The organism is Streptomyces sp. NPDC057623 (genome assembly GCF_042800355.1).
Taxonomy (GTDB): domain Bacteria; phylum Actinomycetota; class Actinomycetes; order Streptomycetales; family Streptomycetaceae; genus Streptomyces.
This window is the reverse complement of sequence record NZ_JBHVGZ010000106.1, coordinates 1-25,627: the sequence shown is the minus strand read 5'-3', so window position 1 is coordinate 25,627 and position 25,627 is coordinate 1. Positions and strand designations below refer to the sequence as shown.

Annotated in this window: 22 protein-coding genes; 12 read left to right on the top strand and 10 right to left on the bottom strand. The window is 72.7% G+C overall.

The features are described 5' to 3' along the window. Positions 1-380, bottom strand: a 380-nt coding sequence (locus ACFU95_RS47550) for a TOBE domain-containing protein (protein ID WP_383842976.1), incomplete at its 3' end; no start/stop codon positions are given. 106 nt (positions 381-486) lie between these two features. On the opposite strand from ACFU95_RS47550, the gene ACFU95_RS47545 reads away from it, so the two are divergent. From ACFU95_RS47545 to ACFU95_RS47525, 5 genes are all read left to right on the top strand, one after another. Continuing rightward, complete coding sequence (locus ACFU95_RS47545; RefSeq protein ID WP_383842973.1) at positions 487-1,005, top strand: hypothetical protein; 519 nt, start codon at positions 487-489, stop codon at positions 1,003-1,005. Positions 1,006-1,168: 163 nt separating this feature from the next. Then, positions 1,169-2,752 carry a Re/Si-specific NAD(P)(+) transhydrogenase subunit alpha gene (locus tag ACFU95_RS47540; protein WP_383842970.1) on the top strand — a complete coding sequence of 528 codons (1,584 nt, stop codon included), beginning with the start codon at positions 1,169-1,171 and terminating at the stop codon, positions 2,750-2,752. A 6-nt stretch (positions 2,753-2,758) separates the two neighbouring features. Next, positions 2,759-4,213, top strand: a complete 1,455-nt coding sequence (pntB, locus tag ACFU95_RS47535) for a Re/Si-specific NAD(P)(+) transhydrogenase subunit beta (RefSeq protein WP_383842967.1) — start codon at positions 2,759-2,761, stop codon at positions 4,211-4,213. Positions 4,214-4,373: 160 nt separating this feature from the next. Continuing rightward, entirely contained in the window at positions 4,374-6,737 is a 2,364-nt protein-coding gene (locus tag ACFU95_RS47530) for a bifunctional serine/threonine-protein kinase/ABC transporter substrate-binding protein (RefSeq protein WP_383842965.1), read from the top strand. Between the two features lie 10 nt (positions 6,738-6,747). Then, positions 6,748-8,448, top strand: coding sequence for a serine/threonine-protein kinase (locus tag ACFU95_RS47525; RefSeq protein WP_383842962.1), 1,701 nt, complete (start codon positions 6,748-6,750; stop codon positions 8,446-8,448). Between the two features lie 46 nt (positions 8,449-8,494). On the opposite strand, the gene ACFU95_RS47520 is transcribed toward ACFU95_RS47525, so the two are convergent. Further along, entirely contained in the window at positions 8,495-10,159 is a 1,665-nt protein-coding gene (locus ACFU95_RS47520) for a PucR family transcriptional regulator (RefSeq protein ID WP_383842959.1), read from the bottom strand. Between the two features lie 249 nt (positions 10,160-10,408). On the opposite strand from ACFU95_RS47520, the gene ACFU95_RS47515 reads away from it, so the two are divergent. Beyond that, positions 10,409-11,662: an aspartate aminotransferase family protein gene (locus ACFU95_RS47515; RefSeq protein ID WP_383842957.1), complete on the top strand. Its 1,254-nt coding sequence runs from the start codon at positions 10,409-10,411 to the stop codon at positions 11,660-11,662. Then, complete coding sequence (locus tag ACFU95_RS47510; protein ID WP_383842954.1) at positions 11,659-13,098, top strand: NAD-dependent succinate-semialdehyde dehydrogenase; 1,440 nt, start codon at positions 11,659-11,661, stop codon at positions 13,096-13,098. Before ACFU95_RS47515 ends, ACFU95_RS47510 begins: the two co-directional genes overlap by 4 nt. Positions 13,099-13,119: 21 nt before the next feature. On the opposite strand, the gene ACFU95_RS47505 is transcribed toward ACFU95_RS47510, so the two are convergent. Beyond that, positions 13,120-13,737: a 2'-5' RNA ligase family protein gene (locus ACFU95_RS47505; RefSeq protein WP_383842951.1), complete on the bottom strand. Its 618-nt coding sequence runs from the start codon at positions 13,735-13,737 to the stop codon at positions 13,120-13,122. Between the two features lie 205 nt (positions 13,738-13,942). On the opposite strand from ACFU95_RS47505, the gene ACFU95_RS47500 reads away from it, so the two are divergent. Then, positions 13,943-14,215 carry a DUF6355 family natural product biosynthesis protein gene (locus ACFU95_RS47500; RefSeq protein ID WP_383842979.1) on the top strand — a complete coding sequence of 91 codons (273 nt, stop codon included), beginning with the start codon at positions 13,943-13,945 and terminating at the stop codon, positions 14,213-14,215. A gap of 274 nt (positions 14,216-14,489) precedes the next feature. Here ACFU95_RS47500 and ligA read toward each other — a convergent pair whose 3' ends face one another. The 4 genes from ligA to tsaD all read right to left on the bottom strand — a co-directional run bounded on the left by ligA (position 14,490) and on the right by tsaD (position 18,598). After that, the gene (gene ligA / locus ACFU95_RS47495; protein WP_383842948.1) at positions 14,490-16,595 is read right to left on the bottom strand and encodes an NAD-dependent DNA ligase LigA; all 2,106 of its coding nucleotides are present in this window, start codon (positions 16,593-16,595) and stop codon (positions 14,490-14,492) included. 60 nt (positions 16,596-16,655) lie between these two features. Beyond that, complete coding sequence (locus tag ACFU95_RS47490) at positions 16,656-16,877, bottom strand: hypothetical protein (RefSeq protein WP_383842945.1); 222 nt, start codon at positions 16,875-16,877, stop codon at positions 16,656-16,658. 81 nt (positions 16,878-16,958) lie between these two features. Beyond that, positions 16,959-17,531: a GNAT family N-acetyltransferase gene (locus ACFU95_RS47485; RefSeq protein WP_383842943.1), complete on the bottom strand. Its 573-nt coding sequence runs from the start codon at positions 17,529-17,531 to the stop codon at positions 16,959-16,961. After that, on the bottom strand, positions 17,528-18,598 hold the full coding sequence (gene tsaD, locus ACFU95_RS47480) for a tRNA (adenosine(37)-N6)-threonylcarbamoyltransferase complex transferase subunit TsaD (RefSeq protein ID WP_383842940.1): 1,071 nt from the start codon (positions 18,596-18,598) through the stop codon (positions 17,528-17,530). Before tsaD ends, ACFU95_RS47485 begins: the two co-directional genes overlap by 4 nt. A 144-nt stretch (positions 18,599-18,742) precedes the next feature. On the opposite strand from tsaD, the gene cbiE reads away from it, so the two are divergent. Further along, a complete protein-coding gene (gene cbiE, locus ACFU95_RS47475) occupies positions 18,743-20,017 on the top strand; it encodes a precorrin-6y C5,15-methyltransferase (decarboxylating) subunit CbiE (protein WP_383842937.1) in 1,275 nt (424 codons plus the stop codon). Next, a complete protein-coding gene (gene cobM / locus ACFU95_RS47470) occupies positions 20,014-20,763 on the top strand; it encodes a precorrin-4 C(11)-methyltransferase (protein ID WP_383842934.1) in 750 nt (249 codons plus the stop codon). Before cbiE ends, cobM begins: the two co-directional genes overlap by 4 nt. Positions 20,764-20,814: 51 nt before the next feature. On the opposite strand, the gene ACFU95_RS47465 is transcribed toward cobM, so the two are convergent. Continuing rightward, complete coding sequence (locus tag ACFU95_RS47465) at positions 20,815-21,954, bottom strand: cobalt-precorrin-5B (C(1))-methyltransferase (protein WP_383842931.1); 1,140 nt, start codon at positions 21,952-21,954, stop codon at positions 20,815-20,817. Between the two features lie 30 nt (positions 21,955-21,984). Between ACFU95_RS47465 and ACFU95_RS47460 the strand changes: the two genes are divergently transcribed. Together ACFU95_RS47460 and ACFU95_RS47455 are read left to right on the top strand one after the other, a co-directional pair. Then, the gene (locus tag ACFU95_RS47460; protein WP_383842928.1) at positions 21,985-22,746 is read left to right on the top strand and encodes a cobalt-precorrin-6A reductase; all 762 of its coding nucleotides are present in this window, start codon (positions 21,985-21,987) and stop codon (positions 22,744-22,746) included. 113 nt (positions 22,747-22,859) lie between these two features. Next, positions 22,860-23,969: a HoxN/HupN/NixA family nickel/cobalt transporter gene (locus ACFU95_RS47455; RefSeq protein ID WP_383842925.1), complete on the top strand. Its 1,110-nt coding sequence runs from the start codon at positions 22,860-22,862 to the stop codon at positions 23,967-23,969. Here ACFU95_RS47455 and ACFU95_RS47450 read toward each other — a convergent pair. Beyond that, positions 23,954-25,441 carry a precorrin-2 C(20)-methyltransferase gene (locus tag ACFU95_RS47450; RefSeq protein ID WP_383842922.1) on the bottom strand — a complete coding sequence of 496 codons (1,488 nt, stop codon included), beginning with the start codon at positions 25,439-25,441 and terminating at the stop codon, positions 23,954-23,956. The genes ACFU95_RS47455 and ACFU95_RS47450 overlap by 16 nt on opposite strands. Continuing rightward, positions 25,438-25,627 (bottom strand): precorrin-8X methylmutase (locus ACFU95_RS47445; RefSeq protein WP_383842919.1); only part of this gene is annotated, 190 nt, incomplete at its 5' end. The genes ACFU95_RS47445 and ACFU95_RS47450, both read right to left, overlap by 4 nt.

The following is a 25,627-nucleotide window of genomic DNA, read 5'->3' as shown; positions in this document are numbered from 1 at the left end:
ACGCCGACCTCCAGCCCCAACTCCTCCACGGCCTCCCGCGTCAGCAGCGACACCAGCCGGTGCGGCCCGGCCTGGATCTCCACCTGGGCGGCGACGTCGCCGAGCTTCACGGCGGTGACGATGCCGGGGAAGGCGTTGCGGACGGACGTGTAGGAGACGTCCTCCTCGCCGCCACCGCCACCGCCACCGCCACCGCCACCGCCACCTCCTCCGCTCCTGGCCAGTTCCACCGAGAAGGCGGCCAGAGCCTTCCCGTCGATGAGGCGTCGCCCGCCCTCGTCCCGGTGCGTGGCGACCCGACCGGCGTCGGCCCACCGTCGCGCGGTGTCGGGACTCACTCCGAGCAGACGCGCCGCCTGGCCGATGGTGTAGGACTGCATACGCGCCAAGATAGGCGATCACGGCTGAGGCAACGGCGAGCGGCCCGGGTCGAGCGCCCGGAGCCGCGCTGTACCGTCTCCTGAGACGATCACCTGGAGGGACGGGGTGGCGAACGGGCTCCGGTTCGGTTGGGTACTGAGCGGCAGCGGATGGGCGACCTGTCGCGTCGCGGACGACGACGCGGAGTGGTCCGACATCGTCAGCTACTGCACGAACGCTCTGGCCGACGTACTGCACGCCGTGGCGGGCCTCTACGGGCCCACGTCCGTCCAACGCGTCTCCTTCGACCTCGAACCTGCCGAGGCCAGGTGGGTCCTGAGCGGCAGCGGCGGGGGCGGCGGCTCGGACATCGACATGGCGATCCATCGCTTTCCCGACATGTCCACGAGCTTCGACCTGCCCGACGAGGAGGGCACGCGCGTCTGGGGCTCCACACAACCCCGAGCCCTCCTCGGCCATGTCGTCCTGGAGGCCGCGCAGTCAGTGCTGAGGCTCCACGGCGAGGACGGCTATCTCGCGAAGTGGGTGCAGCACCCCTTTCCCGTCGCCGCGCTGCAAGACCTCCGCAGGCTGCACCTGCGGCACGACACATGTGCACGCCCGCATGATGTGGCCGTCCCGTAGGGGCTCGGCGAGACTCGCGGCCGGGCTCAGATCGCCCGGCAGACAGCGGGGCGGGGAGAGCCTGACGCGCCACCCTTTCTGATCGCGCCGGATACGGCGGCTTCCCGACGGGCGCCACAGGGCAGACCTTCGGCGGAGGCGAACCCGATCAGAGAGGAAGACGATGGCCCCATCGGAACGGGAACCGGAGCAGGAAGCCCAGCGGATCGGCATACCCGCCGAGTCCACCGCGGGCGAGACCAGGGTGGCGGCGACCCCGGCCACCGTGGCCCGACTCGTCGCGCTGGGCTACCACGTGGTCGTGGAACCGGGAGCGGGGGAGCTGTCCCGTTTCTCCGACACGGCCTACGAAGAGGCGGGCGCCCGGCTCGGTGACCCCTGGCCGGCCGAGGTCGTCCTGAAGGTCAACGGTCCGTCCAGCGAGGAGATCGGCCGGCTGCGCGACGGAGCGACGCTGATCGCGCTGATCGGCCCCGCGCTGAACCCGGAACTGGTCGAGGAGTTGGCACGGCGGCCGGTCACCGTGCTCGCCATGGACGCCGTCCCGCGCATCTCACGCGCCCAGTCCCTGGACGTCCTCAGCTCCATGGCGAACATCGCCGGCTACCGCGCCGTCGTCGAGGCCGCGCACGCCTTCGGCCGGTTCTTCACCGGACAGGTGACCGCCGCCGGCAAGGTCCCGCCGGCCAAGGTGCTCGTCGCGGGTGCCGGGGTGGCCGGACTCGCCGCGATCGGCGCGGCGCACAGCCTCGGCGCCGTGGTCCGCGCCACCGACCCCCGGCCCGAGGTCGCCGAGCAGGTGCGCTCCCTGGGCGGCGAGTTCCTGGAGGTCCGGCCCGAACAGGCCGAACAGGAGGTCAGCGGCGACGGATACGCCAAGGCCACCTCGGACGACTACAACCGGCTCGCGGCGCAGCTGTACGCCGACCAGGCCGCCGACGTCGACATCGTCATCACCACCGCGCTCATCCCGGGCCGGCCGGCGCCGCGGCTCATCACCGCCCAGGACGTCGCCCGGATGAAGCCCGGCAGCGTGATCGTCGACATGGCCGCGGCCCAGGGCGGCAACGTCGAGGGAACGGTCGCCGGCAAGGCGGTCGTCACCGACAACGACGTGACGATCATCGGCTACACCGACCTGCCCGGCCGGCTCCCCGCCCAGGCGTCACAGCTGTACGGCACCAACCTCGTCCACCTGATGAAACTGCTCACCCCCGGCAAGAACGGCCGGCTCGTCCTCGACTTCGAGGACGTGGTGCAGCGCTCGATGACCGTCGTCCGCGACGGCGAGAAGACCTGGCCACCGCCGCCCGTGCAGGTGTCCGCCGCGCCCGCCCCGGCCCAGGGCCCGGAACCCGCCGCGGTCCCCGACGCCGCGGCCAAGCCCGCCCGCTCCGCCCGCTCCGCCCGGTCCGGGTACGCCCTCGTCGGCGTCGGAGCGCTCGCGCTCTTCCTGGTGACCGCCTTCTCACCGCCCCAACTGATCGCCCACTTCACGGTCTTCGTCCTGGCGATCGTCATCGGCTTCTACGTCATCGGCCATGTGCACCACGCACTGCACACCCCGCTGATGTCGGTCACCAACGCGATCTCCGGGATCGTCGTGGTCGGTGCGCTGCTTCAGATCGGGCACGGGAACACCGTGGTCACCGTGCTGTCGTTCGCCGCGATCCTGCTGGCGAGCATCAACGTCTTCGGCGGATTCGCCGTCACCCGCCGCATGCTCGGCATGTTCTCGAAAGGCTGATCACGGATGACCACCGCCACGGCCGCAGAGGCCGCATACGTCGTCGCCGCGCTGCTGTTCATCCTCAGCCTCGCCGGACTCTCCCAGCACCGCACCTCCCGCTCGGGGGTCGTCTGGGGCATCGCGGGCATGGTCATCGCCCTGGCCGCCACCGTCGCCCTCGCCTCGCGCTCCATCACCACCACCGGTCTCGTACTGATCGCCGTCGCCACGGCCGTCGGCGCGGGCATCGGACTGTGGCGGGCCCGGGTCGTCGAGATGACCGGTATGCCGGAGCTGATCGCCATCATGCACAGCCTCGTCGGGCTCGCCGCCGCGTTCGTCGGCTGGAACGGCTACCTCGACGTCGACGCCGGGGGCCACACCGGGCAGGAGATCACCGGCTCGCTGCTGCGCATCCACCACGCCGAGGTGTTCATCGGCGTGTTCATCGGCGCCGTCACCTTCACCGGTTCCGTCGTCGCCTACCTGAAGCTGTCGGCGCGGATCAAGTCCCGCCCGCTCATGCTCCCCGGCAGACACGCCCTCAACCTGGGCGCGCTCGCCGCGTTCGTCGTGCTCACCGCGGCGTTCGTCGCGCGCCCCCACATGGGGCTGCTCATCGCGGTCACCGCGGTGGCACTGGCCCTCGGCGCCCACCTGGTCGCCTCCATCGGCGGCGGCGACATGCCGGTGGTCGTCTCGATGCTCAACAGCTACTCCGGCTGGGCCGCGGCCGCCTCCGGCTTCCTCCTCGCCAACAACCTGCTCATCGTCACCGGCGCACTGGTCGGCTCCTCCGGCGCCTACCTGTCGTACATCATGTGCAAGGCGATGAACCGTTCCTTCCTGTCGGTGATCGCGGGCGGCTTCGGCGGCGAGACGGTGGTGGCGAACGACTCCGGCGACCACGGGGAGCACCGGGAGATCAGCGCGGAGGAGACCGCCGAACTCCTCCAGGACGCCTCCTCGGTGATCATCACTCCGGGATACGGGATGGCGGTCGCCCAAGCCCAGTACCCCGTCGCGGAGTTGGCGCGCAAGCTGCGCGAGCGCGGCGTCGACGTGCGCTTCGGCATCCACCCGGTCGCCGGCCGGCTGCCGGGGCACATGAACGTGCTGCTCGCGGAGGCCAACGTGCCGTACGACATCGTGCTGGAGATGGACGAGATCAACGACGACTTCGCCGCCACCTCGGTCGTCCTGGTCATCGGCGCCAACGACACCGTCAACCCGTCCGCAGCCGAGGACCCGGCCAGTCCCATCGCCGGGATGCCGGTCCTGCACGTGTGGGAGGCGGCCCAGGTCGTGGTCTTCAAACGCTCCATGGCGACCGGCTACGCGGGCGTACAGAATCCGCTGTTCTTCCGTGAGAACAGCCAGATGCTCTTCGGCGACGCCAAGCAGCGGGTCGAGGACATCCTGCGCAGCCTCGACGCCACCGCCGCGCCGGTCCCGGCCATGGTCGGCACCAACCGCTGACCCGTGCTCCCGCCGTCCGCCGGTCCGACCCGGCGGACGGCCCGCCATGCCGACCGGCCGACAGGCCCGTGAATCCGTGTCACTTCACCTGAAGGTGTGATGAGCCCGGACGTACATCGAGAGGGCGGAATCGGGCAACTGTCGGCGCCGGTACGTTGGCATGGTGCGGCTGATCGGGGAGTTCACCGTGGAACGGCGCCTCGGCGCCGGCGGGATGGGGGTCGTGTACCTGGCGCGCAGCGCCGGTGGGCGGCGGGTCGCGCTGAAGGTGATCCGGCCCGAGTACGTCGACGAGCCACACTTCCGGGCCCGGTTCCGGCGCGAGGTCGCCGCTGCCCGCAAGGTGAGCGGGGCCTTCACCGCGCCCGTCGTGGACGCCGACCCGGACGGTGATCCGCCCTGGCTGGCCACGCAGTACGTCGTCGGCGACGCACTGGACACCCGAGTGCGCTCCGGCGGCCCGCTCCCGGTGGCCGAAGTCGTCCGGCTGGCCGGAGAGTTGGCGGAGGCGCTGCGCGACATCCACCGGCAGGGACTCGTGCACCGGGACCTCAAACCCGCCAACGTCCTGCTCGCCGACGATGGCGTACGGGTCATCGACTTCGGCATCGCCCGCTCCGTCACCCAGAGCCGGGCCCTGACCCGCAGCGGCGCCATGGTGGGCACCCCGGCCTTCATGGCGCCGGAGCAGCTGATCGCCGCCCAGGCCGTCTCCCCGGCGACCGACGTGTTCGCGCTCGGCGGCGTACTGGCCTACGCCGCGCTGGGCCGCAGCCCCTTCGAGAACCCCGGGGCGGCGGGCCTGGAGCCGATCGCGGTCGCCTTCGCGGTCGTGCACCAGGAGCCGGACCTCGCCGGTCTCCCCGGCGCGCTGCGCGCACTCGTGGCCCGCTGTCTGATCAAGGACCCGGCCCGGCGGCCCTGCTTGGAGGAGGTTCTGCGCCTGGCGAGCCGCGCCGGGCAGGGCCTCGGCGAGGTCGACAGCACCTCACCACCGGTACGGCGCCGACGGACCGGCCGGACCGCCCTCGCCGCCCTCGCCGTGCTCGCGACCCTGCTCCTGCCGGGGGACACGTCAGGGTCGGTGCCTTCGGCGGTCCTGCCCTGCGCCGACGGACTGACCGCCATCGGCGAGGGCGGTATGCGCAGGTGCGTCGGACTGCTGGACGAGGCCGTGTCGCCCGCGCTGCTGCGCCGTTCGTCGAGCCGGCTCATCGCACCCGTGCTGGAGCGGATCGCCGCGGAGAACCGGCGGGTCGCGGCGGCCGCGGAAGAGCCGGGCGGTCGGCCGCAGGTGTCGATGGTGTATCTGACGCCCCTGACCGAGGAGTTCGACGGCGGCGCCGGGATGGAGGCGGTGCGGCGCGATCTGGAGGGCGCCCACTTCGCCCAGCTCAGGATCAACCGGAAGTCGGCCGGACCGGACGGCGACGCCGCGGTCCGGCTGCTGTTCGGCCAGACCGGAGGCACCGCCCAACAGCGCAACCACACGGTCGGGCAGGTGCTCGGCGCCCGGCGCGCCCAGCGCATCGTGGCGGCGCTCGGCCTGGGCGGCAGCACCGCGGCCAGCCAGGACATGGTGGAGGAGCTGACCGCCGGCGGCCTGCCCGCGTTCGGTTCGGTCCTCACCGCCGACTCCTGGGCCGCCGTGCCCGGCCTGGCACGGGTCGCGCCCGCCAACGCGGACCAGGCGGCGGCCGCCGTACGCCATCTGTCGACCGGCCCACTCGCCCGCGCCCGGATCCTCTTCGTGCGGGACATCGCCCCCGGGGACCAGTACACCAGCACCCTCGCCCAGCAGTTCCGGGCCCGGCTACCGGCCCGTCGCCTCGTCCGCGCGGAACCCACCCTGTTCGACTCCTCACGGCCCGGCCCGCTCGACTTCCGGGCCGAACTGAAGGACGTGTGCAGGGTGAAACCGGACGTCGTCTACTTCGCGGGCCGGGGCACCACGCTGCCGCAACTCCTGACCGTCCTCGCCGCCCGCCCCTGCCGAGGCCACCGGATCACCGTGATGTCCGGCGACGACACCATGATGGTCCGGCACACGAACGGCTTCGACGCGCGCGAACTGGCCCGCGCCCTCGACAAGGGCGGCATCGACCTGCTCTACACCGGCCTCGCCCACCCCGGAGCCTGGCAGGTGACGCCGGGCGCGTTCGCCCCGGACCTCGTCGCGCCCTTCCGGGACGGCACGTTCGACGACACCTTCCCGCACAGCGACCTGGACGACGGCCGGGCGATCATGATGCACGACGCCCTGCTCACCGCGGCCCGGGCGGTCCGTGCGACCCCCGCGGTGCCGAACCCGACCGTCACCGACGTCTACCTGACCCTGTCCCGCCTGCGGAAACTGGGCCCGCTGCCGGGCGCGAGCGGCTGGATCGCGCTCGGCGACGACGGCGCCCCCGAGAACAAGGCGATCCCCGTCCTGCGGATCACACCGGACGGCCGTACCACCGCCATCACCGTCACCTCGGCCGAAGGCGCACCGCGGGCGAAGGGTGTCGGTGGCGGCAATTAAGCTCCCGCCCATGAGTGAGGCAGACAGAGGCCCCGGGCGACGAGTCGTCGACGGGCGCTTCGAGTTGGAGGCCCGCCTCGGCGGCGGGGGCATGGGGACGGTCTGGCGGGCCAGGGACCTGGTGCTGCACCGGCTGGTGGCGGTCAAGGAGGTCCGCCCGCCCGACCGGGACCTCGCCGAATACGACCCCGACAGCGCGCGGATGCTGCGCGAGCGGGTGCCGCGCGAGGCCAGGGCCCTGGCCCGGATCGACCATCCGAACGTCGTGACCGTCCACCACATCGTCGACGGCGGCGACGGCACCTACCCCTGGATCGTGATGGAACTGGTCACCGGCGGTTCGCTCGCCGACCGGCTGGCCCAGGATCCGATGTCCCCGGCCGAGGCGGCCAGGCTCGGCCGGGGAGTGCTGGCCGCGCTGACCGCCGCGCACGACGCCGGCATCCAGCACCGCGACGTGAAGCCCGCCAACGTGCTGCTGCGGCCCGACGGGCGCCCCGTCCTCACCGACTTCGGCATCGCCGCGATCCGCGAGGCGACCAGCCTCACCGCCACCGGCTCCATCATCGGCACCGCCGACTTCATGGCCCCGGAGCGCGTCTCGGGGCACGAGGGCGGATCCGCCTCCGACCTGTGGTCGCTGGCGATGATGCTGTACGCCGCCGTGGAGGGCCACCACCCGCTGCGCCGGGGCACCACCCTGGCCACCCTCGCGGCGGTCCTCCACGACGACGTGCCGCCGCCGGTGCGGGCGGGTGCCCTGGGCGATGTCCTGATGAGCGTGCTCGTACGGGACGCGTCGGCGCGGCCGTCCGCCGCGGTACTGGACATGAGGCTGGCCGAGGTCGAGTCCGGGCCGCCCGGGCCCGCGGTGCGGGAGGAGCCCACCTCGTATCCGCTGCACCCGCCGTCCGCCCCCACCGGGTTCGGGCCGGCGCCGGTCGCTCCGTGGCCGGGGCAGGTCCCGCCCCAGCCGGTGACGGCGCCCGCGCGGGCGGCACGCCGACGCATACCCGGCCGGGCCGCCCTGCTGAGCCTCTCGGGGACCTCTCTCGCCGGTGCCCTGGCCCTGGCGTGGTGGCTGCTGCCCTTCGGCGGCGACACCGGTGACTCGGACGCGAGCGGCCCGTCGTCCTCCACGTCCTCCGCCTCCTCCTCCTCGTCGTCGTCCACGTCCGCCACGTCGGCTCCGAAGTCGACGCCCTCACCGACCGGTGCCGCCCCGGCCGCGCAGAAGTCGCGGGAGCCGGAGAGCGGCTCCCTGCTCACCCCGAACGGCATCCGCACCGCCATCAAGGCCCTCAAGGAGGACACCGGCCGGGACATGTTCGGCGACTTCACCGTCTATCCGGACTACGTGTCGGCCCAACTGATGGTCAAGGGCAGCAAGTCGGCGTACGACTACTACACCTACCGTTCCGGACAAGGCGTGGAGAAGGGCATCATCAACGGCACCCTTGCGGGTGGGTATCAGCCCGTCAGCCTCGACGACTTCAACTGGGACCGCGTACCCGCGCTCTTCGAAGAGGCGAACAAGAAGCTGAACGTCGACGATCCGGACACCCGCTACCTGGTGGTGAGACAGCCCGACGACGTCTTCGACACCCCGGCCGGAATGGCCGTCTACCTGAGCGACTCCTACGGCCGCGGCGGCTACGTGGAGGCCGACACGAACGGCAAGGTGACCCGTGTGATGCCCGCGGAGGACTGAGCCCCGGCCGCGGGGAGAGCAGCGGTGACGACCGGTCAGGTGCCCGTCACGGCGGATCGGGACAGGCTCGGAGGACATCGAGTGCCGTGAGCGCCACATGGAGCTCGGTGCGCTGCTCGCCGGACTCCAGGTCGCAGCCGAGGAGCCGCTCGATGGTGCGCAGACGTTGGTACACGGTTTCGCGGGAGAGGCCGCCCCGGCGGGCCGCGGTGGTCTTGCTGCCCGCCGCGTCGAGGTAGTGGCGCAGGGTGGTCAGCAGGTCGGTGCTGCGCTGGGTGTCGTGCTCGATCAGACGGCCGAGCTGTCGTTCCGTGTACTCCTGGATCCGGGTGTCCTCGCGCAGGGCGTGCAGCAGACGGCGCAGACCGATGTCGGGCGGTTCGTGGAAGGAGCGGCCCGCGGGAAGTGGCTGGCCGGGCGGGGTGGCCTGGGCGGTACGGGCCGCCTCGCGGAAGGAGCGGGGCGTGTCGCAGAGGTCCCTGACTTCCGAGCCGACGCTCACGACGGCGTGCGGGGCGAGGCCCAGCGCGGTGCGGCTGAGGCGTTCGGCGACGGGACGCCAGGGCTGGCCGGGGCGCAGCGCCAGCAGGATGCCGACGCGGCCGGGAGCCAGGTCGCCGACGAGCGCGGGGACACCTGCCGTGCCGAGTTCGCGGGACAGAAGTGTCTCCGGCCCGGTGCCCTCTGCCTCCGCGTGCAGATCCACGAGGATCCCGACGAAGGTGACGTCCCTCGTGGGCAGGCCCAGGGCGGCACAGCGGGCTCGGGCGTCGCCGGGGGAGTGGTGGCGCTGCTCGACCAGATCGCGCAGGGCGTCGCGGTGAGCGGTGCGTTCCCAGGGGGCGGTGTGGATGAGGCGGGCGACGGTCAGGGCCATCGCCGTGCGCTCGAGGACGGTGACGTCCTCCGGCCCGAAAGCCGGTTGCTCCGTCCGGGGCGGGAGCATCACCAGGCGGCCCCAGCGTTCGCCCTGGTACTCGACGGGCGCGGCCAGCCGGCCGTCGGGGCCGAACACGCCCGTGTGATCGCCCGCCGGGGTCGCCCGGGAGCGCGCCTCCCAGTCGGTGAGCGCCTCCCGCACCGTGCTGCCGGACGGCTCGCAGATCAGCGCCTGGTGCACCAGGTTCTCCAGGACGACCGTGCGGCCGCTCATCGTCGCCGCCGCCCGCATGACGTCCCGCGGCCCCGCGCCCCGCAACGTCAGGGCGGTGAACGCCTCGTGGATCCGCTGGGTGCGGCGGATCGCCTCGGCCTGGTTGCCGAGGATGAGGGCGTGGACGACCTGGGTGACCTCGAGGAAGTTGACGTCCCTGGCGAGGGTGATCAGCGGCAGACCGCGGGCCCGGCAGGCATGTACGAGGGCGTCGGGCGGTCGGTGGTAGCGCCGTACCAGTTCGATGACCAGGGCCGCCGCTTCGACACCCGCGAGCTCGTCGACGTACCTGCGCACTTGCGCCGCCTCCTCGGGCAGCGGCATGCCGGTGGTCAGGACGAGCTCGCCGCCCTTGAGGAAGGACGCGGGGTCCGTCAACTCGGTGATGTGGACCCAGCGCACCGGCCGGTCGAGGTGGGCGACGCCGGTGACGACCTGGGGGTGTCCGGCGGTCAGGACGGGCAGCGCGAGGACGTCGGCGACGGTGAGGGCACGGCCGGGCGCGGTACCGTCCCGGTCCTTCGCGGGGCTCTCGTCGTTCACGGTGTCGTCGTGCATGCCCGGCCACTGTGACAAGCCCTGCTGACCTGCGCAAGGGGTGGTCCGGTGGGACGGAGGGGGCGATGAACCCCGGGTTCGGGCCCCCACACCTGACAGAACGTCCGAACCCCGTGTCCCCGCCGGACAGATCAGGCGTTGTCGCCCTGTTGAGCCACCGGAATGCTCGGGTGGGGGCCGGACCGGATCACGCGGGTCACGCAGACCGGACTGGGCACGCAGAACACGACACACGGCCGGGAGACGAACATGACCGCACTGTCGCCGCACCTTCGCCAGGCCACGCCCGTGGTGGCAACCCGAGGCGAAGGCGTCCACCTCTACGGCGAGGACGGCCGCCGCTACCTCGACTTCACCGCCGGCATCGGCGTCACCAGCACCGGGCACTGCCATCCCAGGGTGGTGGAGGCGGCGCGGGAGCAGGTGGGCACGCTCGTCCACGGCCAGTACACGACGGTCATGCACCAGCCTCTCCAACGGCTCGTCGAGAAGCTCGGCGAGGTCCTGCCGGCCGGACTGGACAGCCTGTTCTTCACCAACTCGGGCAGCGAGGCGGTCGAGGCCGCGCTCCGCCTGGCCCGTCAGGCCACCGGCCGGCCGAACATCGTCGTCTGCCACGGCGGCTTCCACGGCCGTACGGTGGCCGCCGCCTCGATGACGACGTCCGGCACCCGCTTCCGCTCGGGCTTCTCCCCGCTGATGAGCGGGGTGGTGGTCACCCCGTTCCCGACGGCCTACCGGTACGGCTGGGACGAGGAGACCGCCACCCGTTTCGCCCTGAAGGAGCTGGACTACACGCTCCAGACGATCTCCTCGCCCGCCGACACGGCCGCGATCATCGTCGAACCGGTACTGGGCGAGGGCGGATACGTCCCCGCGAACCGCGCCTTCATGCAGGGGCTGCGCGAACGGGCCGACCGGCACGGCTTCCTGTTGATCCTGGACGAGGTGCAGACCGGCGTCGGCCGCACCGGCCGGTTCTGGGGCCACGAGCACTTCGGCATCACCCCGGACATCCTCGTCACCGCCAAGGGCCTGGCCAGCGGCTACCCCCTGTCCGGGATCGCGGCCCCCGAGGAGCTGATGAGCAAGGCGTGGCCGGGCTCCCAGGGCGGCACGTACGGCGCCAACGCCGTCGCCTGCGCGGCGGCCTGCGCCACCCTCGACGTCGTACGGGACGAGAAGCTCGTCGAGAACACCGAGGCGATGGGTGCCCGCCTGCGGCACGGCCTGGAAGCGGTGGCGGACCGCACCCCGGGCATCGGTGACGTGCGGGGTCTCGGGCTGATGCTGGCCACCGAGTTCGTCACCGAGGACGGCGGTCCGGACCCGGAGACCGCCGCCCGCGTACAGCGCGCCGCCGTCGACGAGGGCCTGCTCCTGCTGCTGTGCGGTGCCTGGAACCAGGTCGTGCGGATGATCCCGGCACTCGTCATCGACGAGAGCGCGGTGGACGAGGGACTGCGGGCGTGGGCGGCCGCGGTGGAGGGAGTGACGTCATGACCGACACCCCCACGCAGCTGTTCATCGGCGGTGCCTGGGTGGACGCCTCGGACGGTGCCACCATGCCCGTGGACGACCCGGCGACGGGCGAGATCCTCTGCCACGTCGCCGACGCAGGCCCCAAGGACGCCCGGCTCGCCGAGGACGCGGCCGTGGGCGCCCAGCGGGAATGGGCCCGTACGGCGCCGCGGGCGCGCAGCGAGATCCTGCGCCGGGCCCACGAGATCGTCCTCGAACGCACCGACGAACTCGCCCGCCTGATGACGTCCGAGATGGGCAAGCCGCTCACCGAGGCCAGGGGAGAGGTGGCGTACGCGGCCGAGTTCCTCCGCTGGTTCTCCGAGGAGGCGGTACGCGTCGACGGCGGCTACGGCACGCTGCCCGACGGCCGCAACCGCATGCTGCTCTCCCGCCGCCCCGTCGGTCCCTGCCTCCTCGTCACCCCCTGGAACTTCCCCCTCGCCATGGGCACCCGCAAGATCGGCCCGGCCCTCGCCGCCGGGTGCACGATGGTGCTCAAGCCGGCCCCGCAGACCCCTCTGTCCAGCCTGGCCCTCGCCGCGATCCTGAAGGAGGCCGGGCTGCCGGACGGCGTGCTGAACGTCGTCACCACCTCCCGAGCGGGGGAGGTGTGCGAACCGCTCCTGCGCGGCGGGCGGATACGCAAACTGTCCTTCACCGGCTCCACGCAGGTCGGACGGCTGCTCCTGGCCCAGTGTGCGGACACGGTCGTACGGACCTCGATGGAGCTGGGCGGCAACGCGCCGTTCATCGTCTTCGAGGACGCCGGTCTCGATGTGGCCGTGGACGGTGCGATGCTCGCCAAGATGCGCAACATGGGCGAGGCGTGCACGGCCGCGAACCGCTTCTTCGTGCACCGGTCGGTGGCGGAGGAGTTCGGGCGTCGCCTGGCCGAGCGGATGGGCGCGCTCGTCGTGGGCCCCGGCACCCGCGAAGGAGTCGACGTCGGACCCCTCATCGACGCGGCCGGCCGGGCCAAGGTGGAGGACCTGGTCGCCGACGCGGTGGAGCGCGGCGCGCGGGTGCTCGTCGGGGGCCGTACACCGCAAGGCCCGGGCTGCTTCTACCCCCCGACCGTCCTCACGGGCGTGGCCCCCGACAGCCGCCTGATGGACACGGAGATCTTCGGCCCGGTCGCCGCGATCCTCACCTTCGACGACGAGGACGAGATCGTACGCCGCGCCAACGACACCCCCTGGGGACTCGTCGGCTACGTCTTCACCGAGGGCCTCGACCGCGCCCTGCGCGTCAGCGAGCGCCTGGAGGTGGGCATGGTCGGCCTCAACACGGGACTGGTCTCCAACCCGGCGGCCCCGTTCGGAGGGGTCAAACAGTCCGGGCTGGGCAGGGAAGGCGGCCGCGTCGGGATAGAGGAGTTCCTGGAGTACCAGTACTTGGCCATCCCGGTGCGGTGACCGACACCGTTCCCCGCGCACTCACCCCATGCGCGGGGGGCGGATCTCGCCCGTGCCCAGCGTGATCACGGCCCGGGGCCGCATGGGCTCCTCGCCGCGACGCGAGAGCAGCACCACCTCCTCGACGGCGGCCGGCAGTGTGCCGAGCCGGGCGGCGCACTCGGCTGCCAGGTGTTTCGGGTCGTGAGTGCGGCCGAGGGACAGATGCGGGGTGAAGCGGTCACCTCGCCCGCGGCAGAGCGGGAACCGCAGCCGCAGCTCCCGCTGGAGTCGGGCCCACGGTGCCAGACCCGCCGCGGCCGGATCGAGCCAGACCGTCGCGTAGTGCCGGTGCCGGAAGTACCGCACACCGGCCAGGCGCGCCGTGAACGCCGGGGTCGCCGCCGCCCCGGCGCGCAGCAGCGGCACGGCCCGCGTGAACTCCTCCTCCGGCACGAAACCGAAGAGCAGATTCACATGCGGCGGCCATCGCCTTACCTGCGGATCGTGCTCCCAGCGGATGTCCTGGATCACCGGCCAGAGCTCGCCCGGCGGCAGCCACGCCACCGCCGTCCGGGCCGTCGGCGCCGCGTCGAGCGTGTCCCCTGGCCCGACCGTGTCCCCTGGTCCGGCCGAGCGGAAAGCCGCATTCCCGTCCACATGGGCATCATCCCAAATCAGGGCAAGATCATCCGATCGACGGACAGGCAGAACGATTCACCAGGTGAACGGCGCGATGTTCGATCAACGACGCCGGGCTGCGTGGCGATCCTTGTGCAGGTATCCAACCGACCGGCAGGCAGCGGCCCTTCGAGGTCTGCTGCCTTCCCTGCCCAAGGAGTTCCCCTTGAGTCTTCGTCGCATCGTGACCGGCGCCCTCGGTTCCGCCGCCCTCGTCCTCACGTCCCTCGGCGCGGTGACCGCCCAGGCCGGCCCCGCGGCAGCCGACCCCTGCGGGTTCTACGAGACCAGCTCCGACGCCTACTACAACCACTGCACCTCCGACGGCTCGCGCGTGGTCATCCAGGTGAGGGTCGCCAACGCGCTCGACTACGAGCGGTGTGTCGGGCCCGGCCGGACCTGGCTGGGCTCTGCTGACAAGATCCAGGGCGCTCACTACCTCAACCGCACCTGCTGAACCCCACCATGGAGCCGTCGCCTTGAGCGGCGGCGGGGCGAGCGGGGATGGCGTGAGCGGGGGTGGGAGGCGGGCTGAGGCTGAAGGGGTCGTTCATGAATCCGTGAGGCTGCCAACCCGACGCTGTCGCGGGACGCGCAGTACGGCGGGCGGCGCCCGTGTCCACCCGCAGAACCGTTTCCGGTTGCTCCGTCTGCTCCGTGTGTGTCACCGCGCCCACGCGGCGTCCTCCCCCCCCCACACACATCAGGCAGGACCCGCCGTACGGCGTCGGTCAGTCCAGGAAGTCCGCCACGAGGAGAGCGAACTCGTCGGGTGTGGAGAGGCGAATGCCGAGGTCCTCGGCCTTGGAGCGCTTGGATCCGACCCCGTCTCCGGCGACCACGAGGCTGGTCTTCCTGGACACGCTGGAGGAGGAGCGGCCCCCGGCCCGTTCGACGAGTTCGTTCACCTGGTTGCGGCTGAGCTTTTCCAGTGGACCGGTCATGGCGCCGGTGACCACGACGGTCATCCCGGCGAGCGGCCCGGCGGCCGGGGTGCCGGTCACCGCGGGATCGGTGCCGGTGCCGGTATCGGTGGCCGTGGCGGGATCCGCGGGCGGGAAGGCGGTGCCGGGTTCGGCCATGTTCACCCCGGCCGCGGCGAGTCTGTCGATCAGTCCGGCGAGCTCGGCCAGCTCGGCGACGATGGCGGGTGCCTTCTCGGGGCCGATGCCATCGACCTGCTGGAGCTGGTCGGCGTCGGCGGCACGGATGTTGTCCATGGTGGCGAAGTACCGGGCTATGCGGCGGGACATGGAGCGGCCCGTGCCGCGGACCCCCAGGGCGCACAGCACCCGCGACAGCGGCCGTGTCCTCGCCGTGGCGAGGGCGGCCAGGAGGTTGTCGGTGCTGGTCTCGCCCATCCGCTCCAGCCCGAGAAGCTGGTCGCGGGTCAGGGTGAACAACTCGGCGAGGTCGGTGACCAGGCCCGCCTCGACGAGCTGCACGACACGGGTGGTGCCCAGCCCTTCGATGTCGAGCTGGTCGCGGCCCGCGGCGTAGGAGAGCGAGGCGACCAGGTGGCAGTTACGCCCCTGCTCGCACCGCCAGCGCTCCTGGCTGGTGTCGATCCCCGAGCCGCAGCGGGGGCACAGCTGCGGGAAGACGATCGGCTTCTCGTCGCCGGTGCGCAGGTGGGCGACCGGTGCCTCGATGCGCGGGATGACGTCACCGGCGCGGTGGACCATCACCTGGTCGCCCGTCCGCAGGTCTCGGCGGGTGATGTCGGCGGGGTTGTGGAGCGTGGCGTAGGTGATGGTGGAGCCGTCGATCTCGACCGGTTCCAGAACGCCGCGGGGGGCGATGATGCCGGTGCGGCCCACGTTCCACTCGACGTCCAGCAGGCGGGTGATCTTCTCGACTGCGGGGAGCTTGTAGGCGATCGCCCAGCGCGGGGCCCGCGATCCGGAACCGGCGGCCTTCTGGTCGGCGGCGTGGTCGGCCTTGATGACGATGCCGTCGATCCCGAACGGCAGCCCGGCGCGCAGCGCGGCGATCTCCTGCACCCGGGCCAGGACCTCGGCCGTGGTGGCCGCGGTGACACCGGGCACCGGCGTCGTGGCGGTGGTGTGCACGCCCAGCTCGCCCGCGAGGGCCATGAGCTCGCTGTGCGCGAGCCCGGCCAGGCGCGCGGCCAGGGCGTCGTCGGTGTCGGGCAGCGGCAGCAGGCTGTAGCCGAAGAACGTCATCGGGACGGTGTAGGCGCGGTCCCTGGCCCGCAGGGTGCCCGCGGCCGCGTTGCGGGGGTTGGCGAACGGCTGGCCGCCGTGCGCGGTGCGCACCTCGTTGGCGTGCCCGAACTGCGCCCCCGTCATGAGGACTTCGCCGCGCACCTCCACGGTGACCGGCTCGGCCAGCGTGTCGGGCAGGCCCTCTATGGTGCCCATGGTGTGCGAGACGTCCTCCCCGGCCGTCCCGTCACCGCGCGTGATCAGTCGCGTCAGCCGCCCCTGCGTGTAGCGGGCGGCGATCGCGAGACCGTCGAGTTTCGGCTCGACGCTGTACCGCTCGGCCTCGTGTCCGATGCGGCGGGCCAGCGACGCAGTCCAGGCCGTGAACTGCTCGGGCGAGAACACGTTGTCCAGGCTCAGCATCGCGACCGTGTGCGGCACATCGCCCTCGACGGCGCCACCGGCGACCTTCCCCGTCGGCGAGCCGGGCAGCACCTCGTCGGGATGGCCGGCCTCCCACGCGGCGATCCCTCGCACCAACCGGTCGTAGGTGTCGTCGTCCAGCGGGGACGTGCCGTCCGTGTAGTAGGCGGCCGCGGCCCGCACCACGTCCTCGACGGCCTGCGCGTAGCCGGCGGCGTCCACGATCTGCGCAACTGGTGTTGTCATGTGGCCCATCCTGCCTGCCACCACTGACAACGCCCCTGGACGCCGGCTTCGCCCCTCGCGTCAGGCCGCTCGCTCGCGCAGGGCGAGCACGGCACCGAGTGCGGCGGCACCGTCGAGCAGAGCCTTGGAGCGAGCCGTGATGTCGGCGTGTCTGACAGCCTGCGCGGAGGCGACATCCTGCGATCGGCCGGTGTGCCGCGACTTCCGCCTCAGGTCCCGAAGGGGCGCGACGCGGTAACCGGCCTTGCGGAGCCGGCACTGGGACGCGCGGGGCGCCGTCACCCGGGACCGTGGCCCCGTGCGAGCGACGCCTCGCCACGAGCGACGCGCTGCCCAGGTCCCCGGCGAGAGCGCCCCGGGTGCCTAGACAGGCCGCGCGACCTGGGAACGGGCCGGGTGTCGGGGGCCGAGGAAGACGACGATGCCCTTGCCGTCGGGGGAGGGGTGGGTGGCCTGGGTCCAGCCCTGGCGGCGGTAGAAGGACATGGCCTGACCGGACCGCACGGAGGTCAGCAGCCAGGCGCGGCCCTCGGGGGCATCCGCGATGACCGCTTCCAGGAGCTCGCCTGCGAGGCCGGTGCCGCGCGCGCGGGAGCGGACGGCGAGTTGGTCCGTCTCGCTGGCGCCGACCAGCCAGCCGCTGGTGCAATCGGGACCGAGTCCCGCGGCGACCTGCGGGTAGCAGCGGTCGGTGGGGAAGGGGGCGGGGGTGGTCCAGGCGGTGGCGAAACCGAGCATCGCTGCGCCCTCCATCGCGATCGCGGCCGTGAACCCGGGCCGGCGTACGTCCCCAGGCAGCCGGTCGGTGAACTCGACGGCCCGTTCCGTGCCCTCGTTCCAGGGCGGGGAGCAGAAGGCATCGACGTACACGGAGTGCAAGTCGGTGGTGTGGGCGAGGAGCTCGGCGCCCTTGAACGCACGGATGTCGACGCTCACCGGGCCGCCACCGCCTCCGCCACCGTCCCCACACGCATCCCGACCGGGTGCAGGGCCGCGTACGCCAGGGGCGCCGAGGGGTCGATCGACACGTCGAGCGGGGCGGGTTCGGCTCCGGCCCGGACGAGGAGGTCGCCGACGGCGGCGATCATCGCGCCGTTGTCCGTGCACAACTTGAGCGGCGGCACCCGCAGTTCGATGCCGGCCGCCCGGCAGCGCTCCTCGGCCAGTGACCGCACGCGCGAGTTGGCGGCGACCCCGCCGACCACGACCAGCGTCCCCACGCCGTACTCGGCACAGGCCGCGACCGCCTTGCGGGTCAGCACGTCGGCGACCGCTTCCTGGAGCGAGGCAGCTCCGTCGGCCACGGGCAGCTCACGGTCCGCGTGACCTTCCGCCCAGCGGGCCGCGGCCGTCTTCAGGCCCGAGAACGAGAAGTCGTACGAGCCCGGGAGCGGGCGCGGGAAGGGGACGGCGCGCGGATCCCCCGCGCGCGCTGCCCGGTCGACGGCAGGACCGCCGGGATACGGCAGCCCGAAGACCCGTGCCACCTTGTCGAAGCACTCCCCGGCGGCGTCGTCGAGGGTGTCGCCGAGATGGACGATCGGATCACGGGCCAGGTCGCGGACGAGGAGGAGGGAGGTGTGGCCGCCGGAGACGATCAGCACCACGCAGGGGTCGGGCAGCGGCCCGTGTTCGAGGGTGTCGGCGGCGACATGGCCGGCCAGGTGGTGGACGCCGTACAGCGGCACGTCCAGCGCGTAGGCGATGCCCTTCGCCCCGGCCAGGCCCACCTGGAGCGCGCCCGACAGGCCCGGTCCGGTGGTGACGGCGACGGCGCCGATGTCGGACAGCGTCAGACCGGCCTCGTCCAGCGCCTGCCGGACCACCGGGCGCAGCGCGTGCAGATGCGCCCTGGAGGCGATCTCGGGCACCACCCCGCCGAAGCGGGCGTGCTCGTCCATGCTCGACGCCACCGCATGCCCCAACAGCCGCCCGCCTTGGACCAACCCGGCGCCGGTCTCGTCACAGGACGACTCGATGCCGAGCACGATCGGAGAAGGCATTCGCCCACCCTTTCTGCGCGTGAAAAGTTATTGCAAGCAGTATGCAATAAGACGGCCGCGAATGTGCACCCGACGAAGGACACGCAGGCCACCGCCCCGTAGAGTGCGTGCCTGTTGCCCGTTCGAGCCCAGAGGTGCCGCGCAGTGACCCCCGCACGCCCCGCCCCGCCGCCCGTCGCCGTGACCGTCGTCGGGATCGGAGCCGACGGCTGGCAGGGCGTCCCGGACGGCTCCCGCGCCGCGTTGCTCGACGCCGAGGTCCTCATCGGCGGCCCGCGCCAACTGGACCTGCTGCCGCCCGGGTGCGCCGGGGAACGCATCGCCTGGCCCTCACCCCTGCGGCCCGCGGTCCCCGGCCTCCTCGCCGCCCACGCCGGCCGCCGCATAGCCGTACTGGCCAGCGGCGACCCCATGTTCTACGGCATCGGGCGCACTCTCACCGAGATCCTCGGCGCCGATGCCGTGCACGTCCTGCCGCACCCCTCCTCCGTCTCCCACGCCTGCGCCCGCCTCGGCTGGCCCCTGGAGGACGTCGAGGTCGTCACCCTCGTCGGCCGGCCCGCCGCCCGCGTCGCCGCCGCCCTGCACGAAGGCCGACGGCTCCTGGTGCTCAGCGCCGACGCCGCCACCCCCGCCGAGGTCGCCGCCCTGTTGCGGGAGCGCGGCTACGGCCCCAGCCGGATGCGGCTGCTGGAACAGCTCGGCGGCGAGAAGGAACGTACGACCGTCCCGACGTCCGCCGACGACTGGCACGACGAGCCCGGCGACCCGCTCAACATCGTCGCCGTCGAGTGCCACCGCGCGCCGGACACCCCGCGCCTCGGCGCCGTACCCGGGCTGCCCGACACGGCTTACGACCACGACGGCCAGCTCACCAAGCGCCATATCCGCGCCGTCACGCTGGGCGTGCTCGCGCCCGCGCCCGGTGAGCTGCTGTGGGACGTCGGCGGTGGGTCCGGGTCGATCGCGATCGAGTGGCTGCGCACCCACCCCTCATGCCGGGCCGTCACCGTCGAACGCGACCCGGTGCGCGCCGAGCGCATCACCCACAACGCCGACCGGCTCGGGGTGCCCGGCCTGCGCGTCGTCACCGGCGCCGCGCCCGACGTCCTCGCCCAACTCCCCACGCCGGACGCGGTGTTCATCGGCGGCGGGCTCACCGCGCCCGGCCTCCTCGACGCCTGCTGGGAGGCGCTGCCCGTCGGCGGACGCCTCGTCGCCAACACCGTGACGCTGGAGTCGGAGGCGTTGCTCGCCGACGCCCGCCGACGCCGCGGTGGCGAGCTGGTGCGGCTCGCGGTGGCGCACGCCGTGCCCGTGGGCGGCTTCACCGGCTGGCGACAGGCGATGCCGGTGACCCAGTGGGCCGTGGAGAAGACGCAGCACACCCTCAACCCTCTCCCAGGAGCAGACAGATGACCGTGTACTTCATCGGCGCCGGCCCCGGTGCCGCCGACCTGATCACGGTGCGCGGCGCCCGTACGCTCGCCGCCTGCCAGGTCTGCCTGTACGCGGGCAGCCTGGTGCCGCGCGAGCTGCTCGCCGAATGCCCGCCGGACGCACGGCTGGTGGACACCGCGGAGCTCAACCTCGACGAGATCACCGCCGAGTTGCTCCGGGCCCATGAACAGGGGCACGACGTGGCGCGGCTGCACTCGGGCGACCCGTCCGTGTTCAGCGCGGTCGCCGAGCAGATGCGGCGGCTGGACGCGGCGCGAGTGCCGTACGAGGTCGTCCCCGGCGTGCCCGCCTTCGCCGCCGCCGCGGCCGCCCTGAAGCGGGAGCTGACCGTGCCGACGGTCGGCCAGACCGTCATCCTCACCCGTATCGCCCACCGCGCCACCGCCATGCCCGACGGCGAGGACCTCGCCACCCTCGGCCGCAGCGGAGCGCTCATCGTGCTGCACCTCGCCGCCCGGTACGTCGACCGCGTGGTGGAGGAACTCCTTCCGCACTACGGCGCCGACTGCCCCGCCGCCGTGGTCGCGTACGCCTCCCGCCCCGACGAGCTGATCATCCGGGGCACCCTCGACGAGATCGCCGGTCAGGTCAAGGACGCGGGCGTGCTGCGCACAGCCGTGATCATGGTCGGCCGGACGCTGGGCGCGGAGCAGTTCCGCGACAGCCACCTGTACTCGCCGGAGCGCGAGCGGCACGTCTGTTAGCCGGTGGGCGGACGCCGCACACCGCACCCCTGGAGGCGCCCGGCGCCCTGTTCAGGGCCGGGCGGCCGGAGGTCCGTCCACCGTGCTGCGCCCCACGATCGTCCCCGCCCGGTCGATGCAGATCACGTCGACCGCTACGGGTGCGCCCCGCAGCACCGCCAGGGCCTCGTCCCGGGCGGTGACCGCCACCAGGTCGCCGAGCGGGACCCCGGCCGCCGCGCACAACTGGAGTGCGGCCAGCCCGGTGTTGGCGCTCGCCACCTCGGCGGCGAGCGCCTCGTCCGCGCCGCCGCGCCGGGCCAGCTCGGCCAGGAAGCCCTTGTCGACCTGGGAGCGGGCGGAGTGCAGGTCCAGATGACCGGCGGCCAGCTTGGACAGTTTGGCGAAGCCCCCGCAGATCGTGAGGCGGTCGACGGGATGGCGGCGTACGTACTTCAGGACCGCGCCCGCGAAGTCGCCCATGTCGAGCAGGGCGTCCTCGGGGAGGTCGTACGCGGTGACGACCGTCTTCTCCGAGGTGGAGCCGGTGCAGCCGGCCACGTGCGTGCGCCCGGCCGCCCGCGCGACGTCCACCCCGCGCCGGATGGAGTCGATCCACGCCGAGCAGGAGTACGGGACCACGATGCCCGTGGTGCCGAGGATGGAGAGGCCGCCGAGGATGCCCAGGCGGGGATTCCAGGTGGAGCGGGCGATCTCCTCCCCGTGGTCCACGGAGACGGTGATCTCGACGTCGCCGCTGCCGCCGTACCGCTGCGCGACCCGGGCGACGTGCTCGCGCATCATCTGCCGCGGCACGGGGTTGACGGCCGGTTCGCCGACTGGCAACGGCAGGCCCGGCCGGGTGATCGTCCCCACGCCGGGGCCCGCCTTGAAGACGACCCCGGACCCGGCCGGCAGTCGCCGCACGGTCGCCCGGACCAGCGCACCGTGGGTGACGTCCGGGTCGTCTCCCGCGTCCTTCACGATCCCCGCCATGGCGCAGGCGTCGGTGAGTTCCTCTGCCGCCAGGGCGAAGGCCGGCGTCTGCCCCTTGGGCAGCGTGATCGTCACCGGGTCGGGAAACTCCCCGGTCAGCAGCGCCGTGTAGGCGGCCGTCGTCGCCGCCGTGGCGCAGGCGCCGGTGGTCCAGCCGTGCCGTAGGCCGGTGTGCTTGAGTTGGGCGCCGCGGCCGCCCTTGGCCTCGCTCGTCATGCCTCACTCTTCGAAAGGGAACCGGACTTCGTGCACGTACTGATTCTGGGCGGGACCACCGAGGCCCGCCGCCTCGCCGAACTGCTGGCGGCCGACGTCGTGCCCGGGCTGCGTGTGACGAACTCGCTGGCCGGACGGGTGGCCGCGCCCCGGCTGCCGCCCGGCGAGGTCCGCGTGGGCGGCTTCGGCGGGGCCGACGGGCTGGGCGCGTGGCTGCGCGAGCACGAGGTGGACGCGCTCATCGACGCCACACACCCCTTCGCCGGGAGGATCAGTTTCAACGCGGCGCGGGCCGCCGCCACCGCCCATGTTCCCCTGCTCGCGCTGCGCCGCCCCGGCTGGGTCGCGGTGGAGGGCGACGACTGGCGCGAGGCCGGCTCGCTGGAGGCGGCGGCACTGCTGCTGCCCGGGCTCGGGCGGCGGGGTTTCCTCACCACCGGGCGGATGGGCCTCGCGGCCTTCGCGGACCTCAACGACCTCTGGTTCCTCGTACGGTCCGTGGACGCGCCGGAACCTCCGCACCCGCCCCGCATGGAGGTGCTGCTGGACCGCGGCCCGTTCACCCTCGACGGGGAGCGCGAACTGCTGCGCCGGCACCGCATCGACGTGGTCGTGACGAAGGACAGCGGAGGAGCGGCCACCGCGCCGAAGCTGACCGCCGCGCGCGAGGCCGGGCTGCCCGTGGTCGTGGTGCGCAGACCGCCGGTGCCCGCCGGGGTACGGGTCGTGGCGGAACCGGAGCAGGCGCTGGCCTGGCTGCTCGCCCGCCCGTCTTTCCCGGCAGCAGGCTGAAACCTGACCCGAGCTTTGCCGCTTGTGGCTTTTACCTGCAACATGTTTGCAGCAATCTCAGAGGCGTGGCTGAAAAGACCCGAACAACGAGATGGCACCGTGTCCGCGCCTCGATGACCCGCAAGGAGTGGACGAGCCTCGGCGGCATGGCCGCGTTCATCCTGGCGCTGCACGTCATCGGCTGGTTCACGCTGGTCGCCGTCGTGGCCCCGCACCACTACAGCCTGGGCGAGAAGTCGTTCGGCATCGGCATCGGCATCACCGCGTACACGCTGGGCATGCGGCACGCCTTCGACGCCGACCACATCGCGGCCATCGACAACACCACCCGCAAGCTGATGGGCGAGGGGCAGCGGCCGCTGTCGGTCGGCTTCTGGTTCTCCCTCGGCCACTCGAGCATCGTCTTCGTCCTCGCCCTCCTGCTCTCCCTGGGCGTGAAGGCACTGGCCGGTCCGGTCGCGGACGACGACTCGCAACTGCACGACATCACCGGCTGGATCGGCACCACCGTCTCCGGGGCCTTCCTGTACCTCATCGCGATCATCAATCTGGTGATCATGGCCGGTATCTGGAAGGTCTTCCGGCAGATGCGCTCCGGCCACTTCGACGAGGCCGCCCTGGAGGAACAGCTCGACAACCGCGGCTTCATGAACCGCCTCCTCGGCCGCGTCATGAAGTCGATCACCAAGCCCTGGCAGATGTACCCCCTGGGCATGCTGTTCGGCCTCGGCTTCGACACGGCCACGGAGATCGCCCTGCTGGTTCTCGCCGGCTCGGGCGCCGCCTCCGGCCTGCCCTGGTACGCGATCCTCTGCCTGCCGGTCCTGTTCGCGGCCGGCATGTCGCTGCTGGACACCATCGACGGCTCGTTCATGAACTTCGCCTACGGCTGGGCCTTCTCCAAGCCGGTCCGCAAGGTCTACTACAACCTCACCGTCACCGGCCTGTCCGTCGCCGTCGCCCTCATCATCGGCACCGTCGAACTGCTGGGCCTGGTCGCCGAGAAGGCGCACCTGCACGGCACCTTCTGGAACTGGGTCGCCGGACTCGACCTCAACATCATCGGATACGTCGTCGTCGGACTGTTCTTCGCCACCTGGGCGATCGCCCTGCTGGTGTGGAAGGTCTGCCGGATCGAGGAGAAGTGGACGGCGGGGATGGCCCAGGGACCCACCCCCGCCGAACAGGGAGCCGACCAGGGCCTGCGTCACGCGTCCGGGTAGCGGCGAGGCGTCCAGACGACGTTCTCGCCGTTGCCGCGCCGTACGAGCTGCGTCTGCGAGGAACCGACCAGCAGGATCGTGCGCATGTCGACCTCGGCCGGATCGAGCTCGGCCAGCCGCACGATCCGCACCCGCTCCCCGGAACCGCCGACGTCCCGCGCCACCACGACCGGCGTCTCGGGCGCCCGGTGCTCCAGGAGCAGCTCACGGGCCTTGGCCACCTGCCAGGTACGGCTGCGTGAACCGGGGTTGTACAGGGCCAGCACCAGGTCCGCCGAGGCAGCCGCGCGCAGCCGCTCGGCGATGACCTCCCAGGGCTTGAGCCGGTCCGACAGGGAGATGGTCGCGTAGTCGTGGCCGAGCGGGGCGCCCGCGCGGGCGGCGGCCGCGTTGGCTGCGGTCACCCCCGGCAGGACCCGCACCGGAATGTCCGCGTACTCCTCGGCCGACGCGGCCTCCAGGACGGCCGTGGCCATCGCGAAGATCCCCGGATCGCCCCCGGAGACGACGGCCACCCGCCGCCCCCGCCGGGCCAGTTGCAGCGCGAACTCGGCGCGCTCGGCCTCGACCCGGTTGTCGGAGCCGTGCCGCAGCTGGCCGGGACGGACCGGTACCCGGTCCAGATAGGTGGTGTAGCCGACCAGATCCTCGGCGGCGGCCAGCGCGCCCCGCGTCTCGGGCGTCAGCCACAGCGGGCCGGCCGGCCCGGTCCCGACCACGACGACCTCCCCCAGCTCGCGTACGGCAGGCTCGGCGTCGACCTGGCTCGGCAGCACGGCGACCGCGAAGTACGGCACCGACTCCGGCTCCACGTCGGCCAGTTCGGCCAGCCGCTCGCCGCTCATGGTGGCCCGCTCGACGTACCGCGCCTCGCCCAGCCGCCCCGAACTCTCCAGCGCGCCGCGGACCTTGGTGAAGGTGCGGCCCAGCTTCATCACCACCGCCGCGTCCGTGGCGGCGAGCCGGGCGGTCAGCTCCTCCTCGGGCAGGGTGCCCGGCAGGATGGTCAGCACCTCCTCACCCTCCACGAGGGGGGTGCCCAGCCGGGCGGCGGCGGCGGACACGGACGTGACACCGGGGATGACCTCGGTGTCGTAGCGGTCCGCGAGCCGCTTGTGCATGTGCATGTAGGAGCCGTAGAAGAGCGGGTCGCCCTCCGCGAGCACGGCGACCGTCCGGCCGGCGTCCAGGTGCGCGGCGAGCCGCTCGGACGCCTCGGCGTAGAAGTCGTCGATGGCGCCCTGGTAGCCGCCGGGGTGGTCGGTGGTCTCGGTGGTGAGCGGGTAGACCAGCCGCTCCTCGAGGTGCCGTTCCTGGATGTGCTTCGCCGCGATCGAACGGGCGATGGACCGCCCGTGCCGCGCGCTGTGGTACGCGATCACGTCCGCCTCGGCGATGACCTCCACCGCGCGCACGGTCATCAACGACGGGTCGCCGGGGCCCAGCCCGACGCCGTACAGCTTCCCGCTCACTCTTCCTCACTAGCGATCGCGTTGAGCGCGGCGGCGGCGATGGCACTGCCACCGCGTCGGCCACGAACCACCAGGTGCTCAAGGCCCGACGGATGCTCCGCCAGCGCCTCCTTCGACTCGGCGGCGCCCACGAACCCCACCGGCACGCCTATGACGGCGGCCGGGCGGGGAGCGCCCTCCTCGATC

What these genes read in the sequence shown, in the direction of transcription:
- ACFU95_RS47510 (WP_383842954.1), top strand. Translation starts at nt 11,659, where the DNA reads ATGACCGACACCCCCACGCAGCTGTTCATCGGCGGTGCCTGGGTGGAC.
- ACFU95_RS47515 (WP_383842957.1), top strand. Translation starts at nt 10,409, where the DNA reads ATGACCGCACTGTCGCCGCACCTTCGCCAGGCCACGCCCGTGGTGGCA.
- tsaD (WP_383842940.1), bottom strand. Translation starts at nt 18,598, where the DNA reads ATGCCTTCTCCGATCGTGCTCGGCATCGAGTCGTCCTGTGACGAGACC.
- ligA (WP_383842948.1), bottom strand. Translation starts at nt 16,595, where the DNA reads ATGACAACACCAGTTGCGCAGATCGTGGACGCCGCCGGCTACGCGCAG.
- ACFU95_RS47540 (WP_383842970.1), top strand. Translation starts at nt 1,169, where the DNA reads ATGGCCCCATCGGAACGGGAACCGGAGCAGGAAGCCCAGCGGATCGGC.
- ACFU95_RS47455 (WP_383842925.1), top strand. Translation starts at nt 22,860, where the DNA reads ATGACCCGCAAGGAGTGGACGAGCCTCGGCGGCATGGCCGCGTTCATC.
- ACFU95_RS47465 (WP_383842931.1), bottom strand. Translation starts at nt 21,954, where the DNA reads ATGACGAGCGAGGCCAAGGGCGGCCGCGGCGCCCAACTCAAGCACACC.
- cobM (WP_383842934.1), top strand. Translation starts at nt 20,014, where the DNA reads ATGACCGTGTACTTCATCGGCGCCGGCCCCGGTGCCGCCGACCTGATC.
- ACFU95_RS47530 (WP_383842965.1), top strand. Translation starts at nt 4,374, where the DNA reads ATGGTGCGGCTGATCGGGGAGTTCACCGTGGAACGGCGCCTCGGCGCC.
- pntB (WP_383842967.1), top strand. Translation starts at nt 2,759, where the DNA reads ATGACCACCGCCACGGCCGCAGAGGCCGCATACGTCGTCGCCGCGCTG.
- ACFU95_RS47520 (WP_383842959.1), bottom strand. Translation starts at nt 10,159, where the DNA reads ATGCACGACGACACCGTGAACGACGAGAGCCCCGCGAAGGACCGGGAC.
- ACFU95_RS47525 (WP_383842962.1), top strand. Translation starts at nt 6,748, where the DNA reads ATGAGTGAGGCAGACAGAGGCCCCGGGCGACGAGTCGTCGACGGGCGC.